The sequence below is a fragment of the Terriglobus albidus genome (assembly GCF_025685425.1).
In the GTDB taxonomy this organism is placed as follows: domain Bacteria; phylum Acidobacteriota; class Terriglobia; order Terriglobales; family Acidobacteriaceae; genus Terriglobus; species Terriglobus albidus.
Genome location: NZ_JAGTAS010000044.1, coordinates 1 through 16,260 on the forward strand (window position 1 = coordinate 1; position 16,260 = coordinate 16,260).

Sequence of the window (16,260 nt, forward strand, 5' to 3'; positions counted from 1 at the left end):
AACGGAACGCGTTCTTCGGATTGTGCTTCGACAGTACCTTCGTGATCGCTGCCGTCAGCGTCGTCTTACCGTGATCGATATGCCCAATCGTTCCCACGTTTACGTGCGGCTTCGACCGGTCAAATTTTTCCTTCGCCATCTTTTTCTCCTGTCAGATTGCACACCCGGCCAACTGCAGCCGGTTTTGTTTCAAAACTAATTTTGGGGTTTGCGTACCGCCTCAGTAGTAGGCGTATACCTTCAGATATTTCGCCCGCAGCTCGGGAGCGACCTTCTCCAGGGTGGAGAGGTAGAACTCACGGATCATGCCCTTGTCGCCGTCGCTGAGCTTGGCATAGCTATTGGAAGCTGCATTGCCAAGCTTGCCGGCGGTAAGGACCTGCTCGAAGTCGCGGACACGCAGTTTGCTGCGATCCAGCGACTTCAAAAAGTCCTGTACTTTTGCGGAGGAAAATGAAAGCTCGATTGCGGCTTTGACCGCGTTAAACGTCTGCTGGTCTTGCACAGGAATCACTGCCTGCTCGTACATCCAATCTCCTCGACAACACCGAAGCATCTGGAGCGGGAGACGGGAATCGAACCCGCGACCAACAGCTTGGAAGGCTGTGACTCTACCACTGAGTTACTCCCGCCCGCCTTACAGAAACCTGGAGCTGATGATGGGGCTTGAACCCATGACCTCTCCCTTACCAAGGGAGTGCTCTACCACTGAGCTACATCAGCTTCTTCTCATCCTGCCGATACTTCATGCGGCCTAGCAGGATGCGTACAGCAAAAAATCCCAGCAGAATCATGGTGAGGGAGCGGTACTTACCCGGCTCCATCGTCTCCCAGGCTGCTGCTGCCAACCCAAGAAGCACCACCAGCGCGATGGTCATTCGACCGGAACCGCCCGCGCTCAAATCCATCGGCTCCGCCCTCGCAAACTTAGTGGTGCACAGGGGAGGATTCGAACCTCCGTAGCGCGTTGCGCGGCAGATTTACAGTCTGCTGCCATTAACCACTCGGCCACCTGTGCACATTGTCACCCCTACCGCACGCAACCCTGCATCACAACCCGAACAACCGTTGAGATGGCAGGAAGTGCAGCCGGGAGGGGCGTTACTACCAAAACCTGCGCTGCCAGGGGAGCTAATTGGAGCTGGCGAAGGGATTTGAACCCCCGACCGTCTGATTACAAATCAGATGCTCTACCAGCTGAGCTACGCCAGCCCAAACAGCAATCTGCGCTGCCGTTTTCATAGCAGCGCAGAATCAAATCTAGCACACAGACGGCTGTGCGTAAAACCGAGGACGATGCAAAATCGATGAAAGCAGGCCCTTATGAACGAGAGGGGCGATTCCCCTGGTGCGGGATCGATTGCGGCAGGTTATCTTTTCCTCCAGTCTCTCGTCCCACAGAGTAGTTTCTGAGGTGTTCTTTTATGTTTCGTTCTCTAGCCCTTGGCACGCTGCTGATTCTTCCGCTCTCCATGAGCCCGGCACAAGACGTTACCGGAACACAGCAGGAGGGGCCCGCATCCCCCAACGTTGGCGCCCCGAAAGAGCAGAAGACGCTGACCAACGATGCCATCATGCGCATGGTCAAGGCGGGGCTGGACGAAGACATCATCGCGCAGACAGTGCGGACTCAGCCTGGAAGTTACGCCACCGGCCCCGACGACCTCATCGCCTTGAAAGAGGCCGGTGTCTCCCAGACGATAATCTCCGCCATGCTGGCAAAGAACTCCGGCATGACAGCCCATGCGGAAAAGCCAATCGACCTGCCTCCCCCTTCGTCGCAGGTTGACGATATCGGCGTCTACTACAAGCTGCGCGAGACCCAGGACTGGCAGCCGATGCCCATCGAGCTGGTGAACTTTCGCCAGGGCGGAGCTCTGAAGTCGACCCTCACCAACGGCATCATCAAGAAAGACATGAACGGCCACGTCAAGGGCTCGAGCGCAAAGCTCAACCTGCGTGCCGGAGATCAGATCCTGATCTATACGCCGGGCGGCACGCAGCCGGAAGAATACCTGTTGCTACGCTTCCGCCAGCACGCCGACAATCGTGAGTTCCGCACCGAAACCGGCAATGTCTTTCACTCCCAGACGGGTGCCGAGCGCGATGCCGTCTCTTTCCAGGCTCGCAAGGTTGGGAAGAACATGTACGCCTACGAGGTACCCGACCTTGAACCCGGCGAGTACGGTGTTCTGCCGCCGGGAAATGTGAATCAGCGGGGCATGGCGAATGCTGGGAAGATTTATACATTTGCCATTGGCAAATGAGTTGAATGGTTGATTCGTTGAATCGTTGAATGGTGGCCGTAGCGGCGGAGAAAAACTATTCAACCATTCAACAATTCAACCATTCAACTTGCTCCGCATTCAGGAAACCCGCACAATTAACAACGCATGCGAAAACGCACGCGGTACTCGCTGCTGATCGCCCTGGCGCTGCTTGGCGCGCTGGTGGTCGCCATTCTTCTGCGCAAGAACGCTCCGCCCGAGGTGGCGCGGTTGCTGCCGGAGTCCGACGGTATTCTTTACCTCAACCTGAAGCCTATCCGGTCGGTCACGAAGGTGGACCAGAAGGCCATTACACACACGCCGGACTATCAGAAGTTCATCGATGCGACCGGTTTTCTCTTCGAGCGCGACCTCGATGCCGTGGCCTTCTCGTTACATCGCATGGAAGATCCCACCGGCCCGAACGGTCCGGTAGCCTACTCAGAGGTCTTCGAGGGGCGCTTCGACGGCAAGCGGTTGACCGACTATTTGCGTTCCATCGCCAGCTCGACGGAGAACTACGCCGGCCATGAGATCTTCACCGTGCCGGTGGAGAACCGCAAGCTGCGGGTCACAACGCTTGGCTACGACATGGTAGCCGCGTCCAATATGCCAACGGCTGAGCAGATCCACTCCATCCTCGATCGCTACCGTGCCTCGGCCTCGCCCTTCTCCGGCTCCTCGCTGCTGGGCGAGTATTACAGTTCTATTCCACTGCTCTCGTTTGCCTGGGGCATCGGTCAGATCGGCCTGCCTTTGACCGAAAGCGGCAATATGAGCATTGGCGGCGTGCAGCTTCCTCTGCCGCAGGACGCGACCTTTGTTGCCTCAGCGCGCTTTGTCGGTTCGCTGCGCCTGCGCGTGGAAGAGATCGCGGCCAACGAACCGGCTGCCGCCCGCGATGCCGGCAATGTGAACATGCTGCTGACGCTCTTCCGGGGATTTGAGCTGAATCAAGCGCGGTCAGCTGAAGACACGCTGATCCTGGAAGCCCTGGCGAATACCAAAATCGAGCAAAAGAAGGAACGCACGGTCCTTACCTCCACCATCTCTCTCGATGCGCTACGGCGAGCGTCCAATAACCAGAAGTAAGGAAAGGCGGGCGTGGAAGTTTGAACAACCGTTCGATTGCGCTGTTGAAGTGGGTTGTCTTTCCTCTCAGCCTGCTTCCGTTTGTGCTGGTCGCCTGGCGTTTCTGGCTGGCGGCCACCGGAGCGCAGCCGGACGCTCTCGGAGCCGATCCGGTCAATACCCTTACCCACATCACCGGCGACTGGACGATGTGGTTTCTGCTGATCTCCCTGGCGATCACACCCATTCGCCGTCTGTCGCCGAAGCTGGCATGGCTGATCCGTTTCCGCCGCATGCTCGGCCTCTTTGCTTTCTTCTACGGAACATTGCACCTCGGCACCTATCTCTTCCTTTTCTCGGGCTATGACGTGAATGGGGCCTGGGAGGGGGTGAAGTCTGGACACCTGAGCGTGTTGTGGACGAATTTTGTCGCCGTATGGCCCACCATCTGGGAAGACGCGATGAAGCGTAAGTTCGTCCAGGTGGGCCTTCTGAGCTGGTTCATCTTGCTGGTGCTGGCGCTCACCAGTCCGCAGTGGGTGCTGCGTAAGGTGGGTGGCAAGCCCTGGCAGCGGCTGCACCGCTGGGTCTATGTTGCCGGAGCTCTTGCTGTCATCCACTACTGGTGGCTGGTGAAGAAGGGTGTACTTACGCCGTGGAGAGACACGGCGGTTCTCACGGTATTGCTTCTGGGCCGTCTCGCATGGACATTGTGGAAGCGTCGCAAGACACAGGCCGCTCCCCGTGCCGTACAGGCTGTATGACGCTCCCTTCGCAACTTTCTCCATAAGGCTCGGTTCTAAACAGGCAGGCGGAGGTATGTCCCCCATGCGCCGAGCGTTTGCTTGCTTTGCAGTAGTTCTTTTGCCTGCCATCCTGCTTCCGGCACAGATGGTGCGTTCCGCACAGATGGTGGGTTCTGCACCGAAGGCGAAAATCTCTAAAACCGAGAAGACTGTGCCCCTGCAGCCTCTCACCGAGCGTGAGCGAGCGCAGCAGATTCTCAATCGGTTCACCTTCGGAGCGCGGCCAGGCGAGGTGGAGCAGGTCCTCTCCATGGGCGTCGACAAGTGGTTTGCCCAGCAGCTCGATCCCAACAGCATCAAGGATGACGCGGTGGCTCGCCGCCTGGGCGATTATCCCGTCCTGCGCATGACGCCGGATCAGGTGGTGCAGACCTTCCCGGCGCAGTTTGTAGTGCAGCAGGTCGCCGAAGGCAAGATGCCTAAACCATCCGACCCGCAACTCGCCGCAGTCTACGAGGTTGGGCTCTGGCGCTGGCAGAAATCATTGGACGAGAAGAAGGTCGATGCCGGCGGCACCAGCCACATGCCTACACCCGAGCAGCAGGAGGAGCAGAAGAAAGCTGACCAGGCCACCGCGGCTCGTATTGCCGGGGAACTCTTCGCCATCGATCGCAAGGATCGCATGGCGAACCTGCTCGCGCGTCCTGTAGCCGAGCGGGCAGCCTTTGCGCAGTACGTTGCTGGAGAACAGCGCAATCTTCTGATTGGCGAATTTACGCCGCGCGAGCGGGAGTACTTCTACGCCATGGCCGCTCCCTCAGGTTCCAGCTACCGTGCCCTGCAGGAGCTGAGCGAGGCGAAGATGCTGCGCATGGTGCTGAGCGAGCGCCAGGTGCAGGAGGTGATGACCGACTTCTGGTTCAATCACTTCAACGTCTACGGTCCGAAAGACTCCGACCAGTGGTACACGGCCGCCTATGAACGTGATGCGATCCGCCCGTATGCTCTGGGCAAGTTCCGCGATCTGCTGCTGGCGACCGCCAAGTCTCCGGCAATGATGATCTACCTCGACAACTTCACCTCCATCGGACCGAACAGCGACGCCAACGGCGGCAAGCGCATTGATGGAAAACGCAACGGACGCGGCCTCAACGAAAACTATGCCCGCGAGGTGATGGAACTGCACACCGTCGGCGTGAATGGCGGATACACGCAGGCGGATGTCACAAAACTTGCCGCAATTCTTACCGGTTGGAGCGTCGATAACCAGAACCTCGGCGGCAAATTCATCTTCGACCCGAAGAAGCATGAACCCGGCGAGAAGCAGTGGTTCGGACAGACGATTCCTGACGATCCGCAAAACGGACAGCAGCAGGGAATCATCGCCCTGACCAAGCTTGCCTCGATGCCGCAGACTGCGCACTTCATCAGTTGGAAACTGGCACAGCGTTTTGTCGCGGACGATCCTCCCCCGGCTCTGGTCGACCGCATGGCCGCTACCTTTCAGCAGACCGACGGAGACATCAAGCAGGTACTTCTGACCTTGGTACACTCGCCCGAGTTCAACTCGCGGAAGTACTTCCGCAACAAGGTGAAGACGCCGCAGGAGTTTCTCGCCTCAGCCTTCCGCGCAACGGCGACCGATCCCGGCAATCCCGGTCAGATGGTGCAGACCTTACGGCAGATGGGAATGCCCTTTTACGGCAAGCTGGAGCCGACCGGCTACTACATCACCGCCGATCGCTGGATGAACACCACCGCTCTGATCGATCGGCTGAATTTCGCCATGCAGTTGACGCAGAGCAAGTACGGCGGGCAGAAGTTCGACTCCTCCCGTCTGCTTGCCGTTGGCCTGATGTCCCAGCCCTCAGTGGGCGGAGGAATGAAGCCTGTCAGCACCCCCGCGAGTAACGGTGAGGTCCGAGCGGTGAAGATCGCCGATTCGGTATCGTCTGGGCGTGGACGTACGCCCTCGCCGGTGACCGGAATGGATGTTGCCCTGGATGTACTGGAAAAGACGTTGGTGGGAGGTCAGGTCTCGGAGAAGACGAATGCCCTGATCCATCAGCAGGTCGCTCAACCGGCGCCACAGGTGCAGACTGGATTTCAGCTCGATCAGCATCAGGTCCAGGCCGCTCAATCCAGCCAGGCCCAGCAGTCGGTTCAACCGCAGCAGCCCATGAGCCCGCCCGACACGCTGAATATGCTGACGGCTCTCGTTCTCGGTTCGCCGGAGTTTCAGGTGAGGTAGAGAATGGCTTTTATACCGGTATAACCAAGCCCGAGCGGGAACGGCGTGAAGCGGTCCTCCACTCCATCAGGATGACAATTTGTGACAAGAAATTTTGTATTTAGCGCAGATTAGCGATCCAGTACCCGAACAACGCCAGCCCAAGCGCGGCGGCGAGGAAGGTTACGGTCTGCCGAGTGAGATATTTTTCTCGTCCTGCGGTCATGCGCGGCAGCAGAGGAACACCCATTGCAAGGCCACATAGAAAGCCACCGACGTGGGCGCTATTGTCGATGTGAATGCCGGTGTCTCGGAACAGAGTCGCCAGGCCGATGGCCAGGTTTAAGATGGCGAACTGAATCACCGATCCGCGCAGCTTCTTGAGTTCCGGCCAGGGGATAGGGAGCCTGCGGTTTGAGAGCAGCACGATCAGGATTCCGGCCAGACCGAAGACGGCACCCGAGGCTCCTGCGCCCGCTGAAAAGTAAAGAGGACACCAGTTCCGGTCCCAGACGCAAAGGATGACGTTGAAGGCCATGCTCAGCAGGTTTCCGGCGGCGCCGGTCAGGATGTAGACCGCGAACATGCCGCGGCGGCCCAGAAGGGGTTCTCCCAAAAGCCCCAGGTTCCACAGGCACCACATGTTGGTGGCCAGATGCAGGATGCCGACATGGACAAACATCGCCGTCAGCAGCCGCCACCATTGTCCCTCCAGAACCAGCGCTGTAATGTTGGCGCCATAGTGCTGCAGATCCTGCGGAGAGGGTAATGTCAGCGAAACCCCGTGCAGCACCATCCATAAAAAGACAGTGCAGTTGACGCCCAGCAGGGTATAGGTCGCCGGCGCGGCGAGAAAACGCCAGCCGGAGCGGTTCTCCTGCGGCTGCGGCCCTGGTTCGGGCGGCAGAACATCAGGTTGCGGTGCAGAATGGGGGGATTGTTCAGCGGGGTCCATCAAACGGGTCTTGCTTCCTTCAGGGTAGCACTTCGCCGGTTGGATGCAGGACTGCCCGCTGTGGTGTCACGGAAAATGACAAAGCCCCGGACATCGCCGGGGCTTTGAAGATTTTGAGAACGGCGTCAGGCGCGCTTATAGCGTTCCCGCCCGTCGTCCGAGATACGCTCCTGCAGCATCCCGTTCAATACCTTGGGAGCGGGTGTCGCAACGGCGACCAGCACCCAGGCAATGGTGGAGAACAGCAAGCCGGCTACGGCTGCGTCTTTCATGGTCAAAGCCCATTCCACGCGCCGCAGGTGCAAGTGCGCCAGGGCAACCTGGGAGAGACCGGCATAACGGTGCAGGATGGCGACCGCAATGATGAAGGCAAGTACTGAAAGTGTGCTGACAACGATTAGAGAGACGTCGATCGTACGATGCAGATGCTGGCGGCTTCGGCAATGGTCGCAAGTTGCCAGATGGCGTTCATAATCGACCCGCATCTCGGGGGTTAAACCCGAGATGTCGTACCGCCATCCGGAGAGAATATCGCCGACTACCTGATCTGTGCATTCCGATGTGCGCATGCAGCTCCTTCCCGGCACAAAACCATAGTGTTCATGGGGAATGTGAATTCCATTTTACAAAGATTTGACTTTCTTCCGCCCTAAAAAGATTCTCTGTTTCAGCGGCTTACAGGCAGATCGGTTCCATTGGCATATCCTGACGTGCAAGCAGGACTTTGTTGCCCAAAAGACTCATTTTTCCGTTCAAGGCCTCCTCGGCGGCCAGTTGCGCCAGCTCCGGAAGATTATTGCTTTCAGAGAGATGCGCCAGAATGACGAACTGTGCTCCGCCGTCATAATCCTTGCCCAGAAACTCGGCAGCGGCATGGTTGGAGAGGTGCCCTACCCGTGACATCACCCTCTGTTTCACGCTCCAGGGGTAGGGGCCGTCCCGCAACATTTCAGGGTCGTGGTTCGATTCAAGCATCAGGACGTCACATCTCCGGACGGCCTGCTTGACGTTGGGGGGCATGTAGCCCAGGTCGGTGGCAATGGCGATCCGGCAGCCATCAGCCTCAAAGACAAAGCCGCAGGGGTCGGCGGCATCGTGGGGGATCGTGAATGGCGTGACGTCGATATCACCGATCGCGAAGTGTTGTCCGGCGGAGAAATATCCTACCGACGGCAGTCGCGCCGGGTCGGCTTTTGGGGCGTCTGCGTCGTTTTCGACTTCATCTTCCTCGGCTTCCGCCTGTATTTCTGCGGTTGTCGATTCTCCGGTGCAAGCGGCATTATCCGGACCTTTCCCATAGACGACTTCCATCTCCTGCTCGCGCTGGGCCAGCCACTGGGCATAGGTCATCCGGCGCTGCGGCGACATCTGCCTTACCCAGGCACGGTGGGTCTGTTCGGTGAAGTAAACGGGAATGCCAAGCTTACGCGCCATCACCGGGAGGCCGTTCACATGGTCCTGGTGTTCATGAGTGATCAGGATTGCGTTCAAGGCCTGCGGATCTTCGCCGGCTGCCCGCATGCGTTTCATCAGCTCGCGGCAGCTTAGGCCGGCATCGACCAGGATGCGGGTCGAGCGGGAGGAGACCACGGTGCTGTTGCCCTTGGATCCCGAAGCCAGCACCGTCATTCGCATGACGTTAACGATACGCCCCTCCGCTGTGCAAACGGAGGGAGTTATTGGGTTTGATACCGGGCTACTTTTTTGCTGACCGAAGCGGCGCCAGGAAGTTGACCCGGCTGCGCATGACGATCTCGTCGCGCTGGTTCAGAGTGAGGGTCTGGATGGTCACCACGCCGAAGTTCGGCCGTTTATTGGACTGCCGCACACCCACGACCTCGGTATCCGTGTGCAGGGAGTCGCCGGGACGTACCGGCTTGGTCCAGCGGATCTCTTCCACACCGGCGCCGATCATGCCGCCGGCAACCCGGATGGTTTCCACACGCATGCGCATGACGATGGCAGCAGTTAGCCAACCCGAGGCGGCCAGGCCCCCGAAGAAGGAGTTCTCACCGGCCGTTTCGTCCAGGTGAAAGGGCTGAGGGTCGTATTTCTCGCCGAACTCTTTGATATCCGCCGCAGTTACCTTTACGCTGCCGTGCGATTGAAACTTCTGCCCCAGGTGGAAATCTTCAAAGTAAAGCTCGTTCGCCATACGCTCCTCTTGTTGAGCGAAGTCTATCAAAGCGGGATGCGGACAAGCAGGCAGGTGATGTTATCGGCGCCGCCCATCACATTGGCCTCGCCGATCATCGAGCGGCAAACCAGCTCCAAATCTTCACCGGCGGAGCGCAGATGGCGCGCCAGATCGCTATCGGACAGATCCCGGGTCAGGCCATCAGAGCACAGCAGATACAGGTCGCCAGGCAGCGCGTCCTCGCAGTGGACCTCAGCATCGATGTCACCCTGCGAGCCGACCGCGCGTGTGATGACATTGCGGATGGGAGAGAACTCGGCCTCTTCCGGCGTGATGAGACCGGCGCGGAGCTGTTCTTCGACCAGGGAATGATCCTGGGTCATACGATGCAGCTCGCCCTTGCGCAGACGGTAACATCGCGAGTCACCCGCATGCGCCGTCCAGACTTCAAACGGCGCCTCATGGCCTTCCTCACCCCGCTGCACAAGCAGCGAGACCAGGGTGGTGCCCATACCACGGAGATCCGGCGAAGTCTTGGCTTTGGTGATGACGGCTTTGTTGGCGGCGGCGACGGCATCGTCGAGAAGCTGAGCCGGAGAGGTACGGCGCTTTGCCGCCCGCCGTGTCGCGAACTCCTTCAGGAAGGTCTCCACGGCGAGATGACTGGCGATCTCGCCGGCAGCGGCTCCGCCCATGCCGTCACAGACCACGAAGAGCCCGGCCTTTGCATCGGCGCCGCAGGCGTCCTCGTTGCCTTTTCGGACACGGCCGACGTCCGACAGCATGGCGTGCTCAAGCTTCAGATCCCGACGGGCTTCCATCCATCCACGACGATACACGCTTCCGTGGATGGGCGATTGCATTTTTCGGTGCATCGGTTAGCCTCAAAGTCACTGTGGGACGAATTCTGCTCGGTGACAATCTCTCCAGACTCAAGAAGCTAGCTACGGGCTCAGTTCCGCTGATCTACATCGATCCGCCGTTCAATACAGGCCGTATCCAGAAGCGGCAGCGCATCCGCACTATTCGCGATGAGGTCCATGGCGATCGCAGCGGATTTGCAGGAAAACGGTATCGCACGGAAAAACTGGATGGTCCGGCGGGCTACCACGATATCTTCGACGACTTTCTTGGCTTTCTGCAGCCTCGCCTGGCAGAGGCCTACCGTGTGCTTTCGCCGGCAGGATCATTTTTCCTCCACCTGGATCCGCGTGAGGTCCATTACGCCAAGGTGATGCTCGACGGTATCTTCGGCCGGGAATGCTTCCAGAACGAGATCATCTGGGCATACGACTATGGCGCCCGTTCGAAGTCACGCTGGCCGGCCAAGCACGACAACATCCTCTGGTACACGAAGGATCCCGCGAACTTTACCTTTCATCTCGAGGAGTGTGACCGTATCCCCTACATGGCTCCCAAGCTGGTTGGGGAGCATAAGGCAGCAAAGGGGAAGACACCAACCGATGTCTGGTGGCACACCATCGTCTCGCCCACAGGGAAGGAGAAGACCGGCTACCCGACGCAGAAGCCACTCGGTGTGCTGGAGCGCATCGTGAAGGTGCATTCTAATCCGGGCGATCTGGTACTGGATTTCTTCGCCGGCTCAGGAACGACAGGAGAAGCCGCCGTCCGCAATGGCCGCGACTTCCTCCTGATGGACTCCAGCAAAGAGGCCGTCGCCATCATGCGCAAACGCCTGGCGAAATGGACCCGAAAGAAGAAGTAGAAAGGGCCGGCAAAGCCGCGCCCCTCATCCAATCATTCATTTATCCCATCATTCAATTCATGGCTTTCTAACTAGCAACCAGGAACTAGCAACGAGCAACTGCCGTTCAGCTGTCTTCCCGCACGGATGCCCGGAAGCCATAGGTCTCATACCGTGTCGAGAGTTTGCCATTGCTGACAGTGACCACGGTGTAACCTTCGGGCGAGCCCATGTGCGTACCCTTCCACCAGTTGCCGCTCACAGCGCCGGAGGTGATGTACTGCACACCTTTCCAGGTGACAATCTCGTTGACGTGGGTATGGCCCTGCAGCACAGCCAGGACGTTGTGCCCTTCGAACGTTTTGATTACCTCTGCCGAGTTCGCAACCGTCAGTCCGTGATGCGCGGAAGGCTTTGCCGGAGGCGGAAGGTACTGCTCATAAGCAGAAACGACGGGAATGTGACTGGTTACGACGATCGGCGTGCTGGAAGGGACTTTCTTCAGATCGGCGTCCAGCCAGCTTAGCTGATCGGCCTCAATGCGGCCTTCATATGCGCGATCGCTTGTGATGAAGATCGAGTCCAGGATGACGAAGTGCACGCCCTTGTGATCGAAGGAGCGATAGCGCGCTCCCATGCGGTCTTCAAAGGTCTTCTTGCCGTAGAGCGGATCGGTTGGGGCAACCCCGCTCTTGGGATAGATCCCCAGCACATCATGATTGCCGATGGCATGGTGCACCTTCAGGCTAAGATCCTGCTCGGTCTTGTTGTAGAGATCGAACAGGCTGAGCGCACGCGAGGTTGGAACCTCCAGAGAGTCGAAGACGTGGTCGCCGCCCTGGATGGCAAAGTCCGCCTTGATCGTCCGCATCTTCTTGAACGCCATATCGCAGCCCTTGGCAGCATCGAGTTCCGGCTGGATGTGGGTATCGGTCAGGAAGAGGAAGGTGAAGTCCTGTTGCTGAGCATGAGCCGACGGCGCGTCGACGCCGAGCGCTAGGGCAGCTCCGGCAGTGCCTGCGAGGGTAAGAAAATCTCTGCGGTGCATGGCAAAAACGGTAGCCGACCTGTGTAAAGAAACAATGAACAGCCCCGTCGGGAAATGGGGTGGTTTGAGAGTTCACCGTAAAGGGTTCTTGAGAAAACAACTTTGTCGGAGGATGATTGGGGGCATGTCATACCACCAAAGGATTGGTGTCAATCAGGCACTCCCTAATCCCTCAATGGGTGACAGAGAAGAAAATTCTACCTTGGTCGCTTCGTATCGGTTTGGTGAAGTTGAAGCTGTGAAGTTGACACTGGAAACCCATTCGCACGCCATACTGCCAATCGAGGGCAAGAAGGGATATCAGCTGGTGAATATGTACGTCAGACCTGGTCGAGAGGACTTCATAGAAGAGCAGAGACTGAAACGACTCCTTGAAAACGCGGAGACGCAGAAGAATGATATTCAGAGCCAGTATTCAAAGGTCCAGTCTGAAAACGCGAAAGATCGAGTTCAGTTTTTTGAAAAGATTGCCCTTGGTGCTGGAGCTACGATAGCAGGGCTTGTGTCTGCCATTGGGATACATGGTGCGACTCAAAAGATAATTAGGGGAGCTTTGTGCCTTCGAGTGTCATTTGTGCTTCTAGCTGTGGCATTAGCAGGAGCGGTCTATAGAAACTGGCGTTATCCTTACTACCTTCTCCGGGTCATCAATGAATCAGAACTCAGAGCCCACCTGAAAATTCAAGAGCTCAAGGGAGAATATTTTTCCAAATTTGAGACGTTCAGCATGCAGACAGGAGAGCCCATTAGCCCGGATTGGGGCGAGAAGGCTGCTGATTCAAACCATGCATTGAAGAGTAAGATTGATGAACACAGGAAAAAAGCTAAGAACATCTGGACGGAAATAAGAACCATCGAGAATGTCACTCTCGTGTCGTCTATTCTCGCGATGGTTGGCCTTGTAGCACTCGCGTGCTTAAACATCTAGTTTCATGCACCAAACGTTGGGGATAAAAACTCGGCTTGGCTACTTACGCCGTCGCAACTTGCCGTCACGCGTCAGCTCATACAGCCCACCGTGGTAGTACATCTCTCCCGGCAGATAAGAACAGACCCAGATGATGGAACCCATCAGATCACGCAACGGATACAGCAGCGTATAGCGTGCCCAATTCCGATCGTCGAGTACCCGCAGCATGGTCAACGCCTTCACCATACGGTTGACGCAGGCCGCAGCGAGGAAGCCGAGGCCGAGCAATGGATGACCTGCAAGCAGCCCCCACACCAATCCAAGTACGCCAAAGGGAAGCGCGAATGTGAGGCCTGTACCGAGGTGTCCCGCAGGGCGGGAGCGGCGCGTGCTCTGCATCCAGCGAAGCTGGTTGCGGAAGCTGAGCACCAACGTGGTCTTCGGCACGATAAGGTCGATGATGTGCGGTGACATGATCACCTGCTTGCCCTGTTCGGCCAGGCGGCTGCCGAGGATGAAATCTTCGGCATGGTACTGGCCGAGATCCTCATATCCGCCGGCTTGAGCGAAGGCATCGCGGCGCAGAATCATCGTGACGCCAAGCGAGAACTTCGTACCGCCCTCAACCATGGTGGCTACCAGAACGCCGGCGCACATCTCGACGGTCTTGCCCATGGCATCGAGAGCGGTGGCAATGCCGGGCTCGTCTACCGTACCTCGATAAAGACAGGAGGAGAGAGCGGTGCCGTCTTTCAGATCCTGCACGCAGCGCAGCAGGTAATCCGGGACAACGCGTGCGTCGGCATCGCTGGTCACCAGCGTCTCGTGCGTGGCAGCTTCGGCAAGCACGCCGAGCGAGTACATCTTCGCGTTGGGATACTTCGGCTCGCCGCAGGTGAGATAGCGCGCTTTGACTTGCGGGTATCGTTGCCCTACCCGTTGCGCCAGTTGCAGGCCGGTATCGTTGGAGTGGCGGGCAACAAAGATCATCTCCCATTCGCCCGGATACTGCTGCTCGAAGAAGGAGACCAGATTGCGCTCGAGACCGGGCTCATCGCCATGGAGAGGCTTGCAGATGCTGACCGGAGGAACAAAGTCGGCAGGCATACGCTCAGCGGTCTTTTTGCGCCGACGGTATTTCAGCGCAGCCACAATCACCATGCCGGTATAGATGGCAGACGTGACTGTGCCCAGAATCGAAAGAGACAGCAGGCTCCGGAGAGCCCACCCCCAGAGTGTCGAACTCACTATTTCTTCGGCCCCACTGGTCGCTTGAATGGCACGAGACCCGGGCCCTGCGGCTGTTGGGCCTGATGGATGCGGGTGATCATCTCGCTGCGGACATACTCGACAAAGTTCTGCATCTGCCGGTTCATCTCTTCCATGCGTTCGCGCATCTGCAACACGATCGCGATACCTGCGATATTTACACCAAGGTCACGGGCAAGGTTGAGGATGAACTCCAGGCGCTCCAGATCCTCATCGGTGTAGAGACGAGTGTTGCCTTCGGAACGGGAGGGACGCAGAAGACCTTCGCGCTCATACAGGCGAAGCGTCTGCGGGTGAATGTCATACATCTCGGCCACGGCCGAGATCATGTATGCTCCCTTCGACTTACGCTTGGTCGCCATAAACTACTCCCATAGTATTCGACGTCGTTTATGGTTCGAAAGCATATCTTTGCAGCAACCGGCTAGAGTGGACGGCCATCTGAACGGATAGCTATGGGATTTCTCTTCAAGATCGGCAAGCGGATGGCTCTACGCAAGCTCTATCGAGCCGCGACGGCGGCCAACCCAACCGCCCAGGTGTTGCTAGGCGCAGCAGGCATGGCGGTTACGGCCGGTGCGGTTTATGTGGCGAGCAAACGCCGTAAAGCTGTGCAAAACAAGGTGGTCGTGATTACCGGTGGTTCGCGCGGCCTTGGACTTGCCCTGGCGCAGCGTTTTGCCCGGGGCGGGGCATCTCTGGTGTTGGCTGCACGCGATCCTGAGGAGCTATTGCGTGCCCGGCAACTGCTGCTGGACCGCGCTGCCGTCCGTTATGAGGAGGACGTCTTGCTGGTACCCTGCGATCTGAGCGATCAGGCCGCAGCGGCGGAGTTGATTCAGCGCGCGACCACCCACTTTGGACGGGTGGACGTGCTGATCAACAACGCCGGCATCATCCAGGTCGGTCCGGTGGAGGAGCAGCCCCTTGCCGCTTTCGACGAGGCAATGCGGGTGAACTTCTTCTCCGCTCTGAATACCGTGCACGCGGTGCTGCCGCAGATGCTGGTTCGCCGCTCAGGCACGATTGTGAACATCGCGTCTATCGGAGGCAAGGTCGCAGTGCCGCACCTGCTGCCGTATACGGCGTCAAAGTTCGCGCTCACCGGTTTCTCCGAGGGGCTGCATATGGAGCTGAAGTCGAAGGGCATTCATGTGACCACTGTCTGCCCGGGGTTGATGCGGACCGGATCACACGTGAAGGCGGAGTTCCGCGGACAGCCGGAGAAGGAATACCAGTGGTTTGCCACCGCGGCAATGTTGCCGGGACTCACGGCCGGCACGAAACGCGCTGCCAACCGGATATTCAATGCCGTGGCTGCGCGGAAGGCGGAGCTGATCATCACGCCCCAGGCCTGGCTGGCCGCACGCATCCATGGCTTGGCGCCGGAGACAACGCAGGCAGTGGCGGGAATTCTGAACGCCTGGTTTTTGCCCAAGGCGCCGACAGGTACGCATGCGCCGCCAGTCAAAGGCAGTGAGCTGCCGCAGCCGGAGTTCAAGCCGGTTGCCGTCTGGAATAAGCATCTCCAGCGCGACAACAACCAGAGCGCCGGGGATTAGAGCATTTTCCCTGTAGGTGTAGCGTAGGGCTTCGGCATCTATGGGCGTTTTCCGCAATGAAAACGCCGCTACACTCCTCTTCCGGGATACCCAGCAACAGGGAAAATGCGATTAGAGCATTTCCCTGTAGGTGTAGCGTAGGGCTTCGGCATCTATGGGCGTTTTCCGCAATGAAAACGCCGCTACACTCCTCTTCCGGGATACCCAGCAACAGGGAAAATGCGATTAGAGCATTTCCCTGTAGGTGTAGCGTAGGGCTTCGGCATCTATGGGCGTTTTCCGCAATGAAAACGCCGCTACACTCCTCTTCCGGGATACCCAGCAACAGGGAAAATGCGATTAGAGCATTTCCCTGTAGGT

18 protein-coding genes and 4 tRNA genes are annotated in these 16,260 nt (G+C 58.2%); 7 read left to right on the plus strand and 15 right to left on the minus strand.

The window, feature by feature from the left end; all coding sequences use genetic code 11:
* The 7 genes from OHL21_RS07845 to OHL21_RS07875 all read right to left on the minus strand — a co-directional run.
* A partial coding sequence (locus OHL21_RS07845; protein ID WP_263416718.1) for a GTP-binding protein occupies window positions 1-139 on the minus strand: 139 nt, incomplete at its 3' end.
* Between the two features lie 81 nt (window positions 140-220).
* Window positions 221-529, minus strand: coding sequence for a hypothetical protein (locus OHL21_RS07850; RefSeq protein WP_263416701.1), 309 nt, complete (start codon window positions 527-529; stop codon window positions 221-223).
* Window positions 530-557: 28 nt separating this feature from the next.
* Window positions 558-632 (minus strand) — tRNA-Gly (locus OHL21_RS07855).
* Between the two features lie 16 nt (window positions 633-648).
* Window positions 649-723, minus strand: a tRNA-Thr gene (locus OHL21_RS07860).
* The gene (locus tag OHL21_RS07865) at window positions 714-908 is read right to left on the minus strand and encodes a hypothetical protein (protein ID WP_263416702.1); all 195 of its coding nucleotides are present in this window, start codon (window positions 906-908) and stop codon (window positions 714-716) included. The genes OHL21_RS07860 and OHL21_RS07865 overlap by 10 nt, the downstream gene beginning before the upstream one ends.
* A 23-nt stretch (window positions 909-931) precedes the next feature.
* A tRNA-Tyr gene (locus tag OHL21_RS07870) sits at window positions 932-1,018 on the minus strand.
* 118 nt (window positions 1,019-1,136) lie between these two features.
* Window positions 1,137-1,212: transfer RNA gene (locus OHL21_RS07875), tRNA-Thr, on the minus strand.
* A 212-nt stretch (window positions 1,213-1,424) separates the two neighbouring features.
* On the opposite strand from OHL21_RS07875, the gene OHL21_RS07880 reads away from it, so the two are divergent.
* From OHL21_RS07880 to OHL21_RS07895, 4 genes are all read left to right on the plus strand, one after another.
* Window positions 1,425-2,267, plus strand: coding sequence for a hypothetical protein (locus OHL21_RS07880; RefSeq protein ID WP_263416703.1), 843 nt, complete (start codon window positions 1,425-1,427; stop codon window positions 2,265-2,267).
* A 126-nt stretch (window positions 2,268-2,393) separates the two neighbouring features.
* Window positions 2,394-3,359, plus strand: a complete 966-nt coding sequence (locus tag OHL21_RS07885; protein ID WP_263416704.1) for a hypothetical protein — start codon at window positions 2,394-2,396, stop codon at window positions 3,357-3,359.
* Between the two features lie 20 nt (window positions 3,360-3,379).
* Window positions 3,380-4,102, plus strand: coding sequence for a protein-methionine-sulfoxide reductase heme-binding subunit MsrQ (locus OHL21_RS07890; RefSeq protein ID WP_263416705.1), 723 nt, complete (start codon window positions 3,380-3,382; stop codon window positions 4,100-4,102).
* Between the two features lie 64 nt (window positions 4,103-4,166).
* Window positions 4,167-6,335 carry a DUF1800 domain-containing protein gene (locus OHL21_RS07895; RefSeq protein WP_263416706.1) on the plus strand — a complete coding sequence of 723 codons (2,169 nt, stop codon included), beginning with the start codon at window positions 4,167-4,169 and terminating at the stop codon, window positions 6,333-6,335.
* A 100-nt stretch (window positions 6,336-6,435) separates the two neighbouring features.
* Here the strand turns inward: OHL21_RS07895 and OHL21_RS07900 are convergent, their stop codons facing one another.
* The 5 genes from OHL21_RS07900 to OHL21_RS07920 form a co-directional block, all read right to left on the minus strand.
* A complete protein-coding gene (locus OHL21_RS07900; protein ID WP_263416707.1) occupies window positions 6,436-7,269 on the minus strand; it encodes a rhomboid family intramembrane serine protease in 834 nt (277 codons plus the stop codon).
* 125 nt (window positions 7,270-7,394) lie between these two features.
* Window positions 7,395-7,838 carry a hypothetical protein gene (locus OHL21_RS07905; protein WP_263416708.1) on the minus strand — a complete coding sequence of 148 codons (444 nt, stop codon included), beginning with the start codon at window positions 7,836-7,838 and terminating at the stop codon, window positions 7,395-7,397.
* 106 nt (window positions 7,839-7,944) lie between these two features.
* Window positions 7,945-8,904 (minus strand): MBL fold metallo-hydrolase, encoded by a 960-nt coding sequence (locus OHL21_RS07910; protein WP_263416709.1) that lies wholly within the window; start codon window positions 8,902-8,904, stop codon window positions 7,945-7,947.
* Window positions 8,905-8,965: 61 nt separating this feature from the next.
* On the minus strand, window positions 8,966-9,424 hold the full coding sequence (locus OHL21_RS07915; protein ID WP_263416710.1) for a MaoC family dehydratase: 459 nt from the start codon (window positions 9,422-9,424) through the stop codon (window positions 8,966-8,968).
* 26 nt (window positions 9,425-9,450) lie between these two features.
* Complete coding sequence (locus OHL21_RS07920; RefSeq protein WP_263416711.1) at window positions 9,451-10,227, minus strand: PP2C family protein-serine/threonine phosphatase; 777 nt, start codon at window positions 10,225-10,227, stop codon at window positions 9,451-9,453.
* Window positions 10,228-10,301: 74 nt separating this feature from the next.
* Between OHL21_RS07920 and OHL21_RS07925 the strand changes: the two genes are divergently transcribed.
* A complete protein-coding gene (locus OHL21_RS07925) occupies window positions 10,302-11,132 on the plus strand; it encodes a DNA-methyltransferase (RefSeq protein WP_263416712.1) in 831 nt (276 codons plus the stop codon).
* 106 nt (window positions 11,133-11,238) lie between these two features.
* Here the strand turns inward: OHL21_RS07925 and OHL21_RS07930 are convergent, their stop codons facing one another.
* Window positions 11,239-12,159, minus strand: a complete 921-nt coding sequence (locus OHL21_RS07930) for a metallophosphoesterase family protein (RefSeq protein WP_263416713.1) — start codon at window positions 12,157-12,159, stop codon at window positions 11,239-11,241.
* On the opposite strand from OHL21_RS07930, the gene OHL21_RS07935 reads away from it, so the two are divergent.
* A complete protein-coding gene (locus tag OHL21_RS07935; RefSeq protein ID WP_263416714.1) occupies window positions 12,158-13,087 on the plus strand; it encodes a hypothetical protein in 930 nt (309 codons plus the stop codon). The two genes, OHL21_RS07930 and OHL21_RS07935, sit on opposite strands and share 2 nt — an antisense overlap.
* Window positions 13,088-13,126: 39 nt before the next feature.
* On the opposite strand, the gene OHL21_RS07940 is transcribed toward OHL21_RS07935, so the two are convergent.
* Entirely contained in the window at window positions 13,127-14,317 is a 1,191-nt protein-coding gene (locus OHL21_RS07940) for a glycosyltransferase (protein ID WP_263416715.1), read from the minus strand.
* The gene (locus OHL21_RS07945) at window positions 14,317-14,700 is read right to left on the minus strand and encodes a MerR family transcriptional regulator (RefSeq protein ID WP_263416716.1); all 384 of its coding nucleotides are present in this window, start codon (window positions 14,698-14,700) and stop codon (window positions 14,317-14,319) included. The genes OHL21_RS07940 and OHL21_RS07945 overlap by 1 nt, the downstream gene beginning before the upstream one ends.
* Before the next feature lie 93 nt (window positions 14,701-14,793).
* Here OHL21_RS07945 and OHL21_RS07950 point away from each other — a divergent pair, with 93 nt between their 5' ends.
* On the plus strand, window positions 14,794-15,900 hold the full coding sequence (locus tag OHL21_RS07950; RefSeq protein WP_263416717.1) for an SDR family NAD(P)-dependent oxidoreductase: 1,107 nt from the start codon (window positions 14,794-14,796) through the stop codon (window positions 15,898-15,900).
* Window positions 15,901-16,260 lie beyond the last annotated feature (360 nt).

Excerpts from the sequence above, each read along its gene's own strand:
- OHL21_RS07885 (WP_263416704.1), top strand. The coding sequence starts at position 2,394 with ATGCGAAAACGCACGCGGTACTCGCTGCTGATCGCCCTGGCGCTGCTT.
- OHL21_RS07910 (WP_263416709.1), bottom strand. The coding sequence starts at position 8,904 with ATGCGAATGACGGTGCTGGCTTCGGGATCCAAGGGCAACAGCACCGTG.
- OHL21_RS07880 (WP_263416703.1), top strand. The coding sequence starts at position 1,425 with ATGTTTCGTTCTCTAGCCCTTGGCACGCTGCTGATTCTTCCGCTCTCC.
- OHL21_RS07915 (WP_263416710.1), bottom strand. The coding sequence starts at position 9,424 with ATGGCGAACGAGCTTTACTTTGAAGATTTCCACCTGGGGCAGAAGTTT.
- OHL21_RS07900 (WP_263416707.1), bottom strand. The coding sequence starts at position 7,269 with ATGGACCCCGCTGAACAATCCCCCCATTCTGCACCGCAACCTGATGTT.
- OHL21_RS07950 (WP_263416717.1), top strand. The coding sequence starts at position 14,794 with ATGGGATTTCTCTTCAAGATCGGCAAGCGGATGGCTCTACGCAAGCTC.
- OHL21_RS07930 (WP_263416713.1), bottom strand. The coding sequence starts at position 12,159 with ATGCACCGCAGAGATTTTCTTACCCTCGCAGGCACTGCCGGAGCTGCC.
- OHL21_RS07850 (WP_263416701.1), bottom strand. The coding sequence starts at position 529 with ATGTACGAGCAGGCAGTGATTCCTGTGCAAGACCAGCAGACGTTTAAC.
- OHL21_RS07935 (WP_263416714.1), top strand. The coding sequence starts at position 12,158 with ATGGCAAAAACGGTAGCCGACCTGTGTAAAGAAACAATGAACAGCCCC.
- OHL21_RS07905 (WP_263416708.1), bottom strand. The coding sequence starts at position 7,838 with ATGCGCACATCGGAATGCACAGATCAGGTAGTCGGCGATATTCTCTCC.
- OHL21_RS07895 (WP_263416706.1), top strand. The coding sequence starts at position 4,167 with ATGCGCCGAGCGTTTGCTTGCTTTGCAGTAGTTCTTTTGCCTGCCATC.
- OHL21_RS07945 (WP_263416716.1), bottom strand. The coding sequence starts at position 14,700 with ATGGCGACCAAGCGTAAGTCGAAGGGAGCATACATGATCTCGGCCGTG.
- OHL21_RS07865 (WP_263416702.1), bottom strand. The coding sequence starts at position 908 with ATGGATTTGAGCGCGGGCGGTTCCGGTCGAATGACCATCGCGCTGGTG.
- OHL21_RS07920 (WP_263416711.1), bottom strand. The coding sequence starts at position 10,227 with ATGGAAGCCCGTCGGGATCTGAAGCTTGAGCACGCCATGCTGTCGGAC.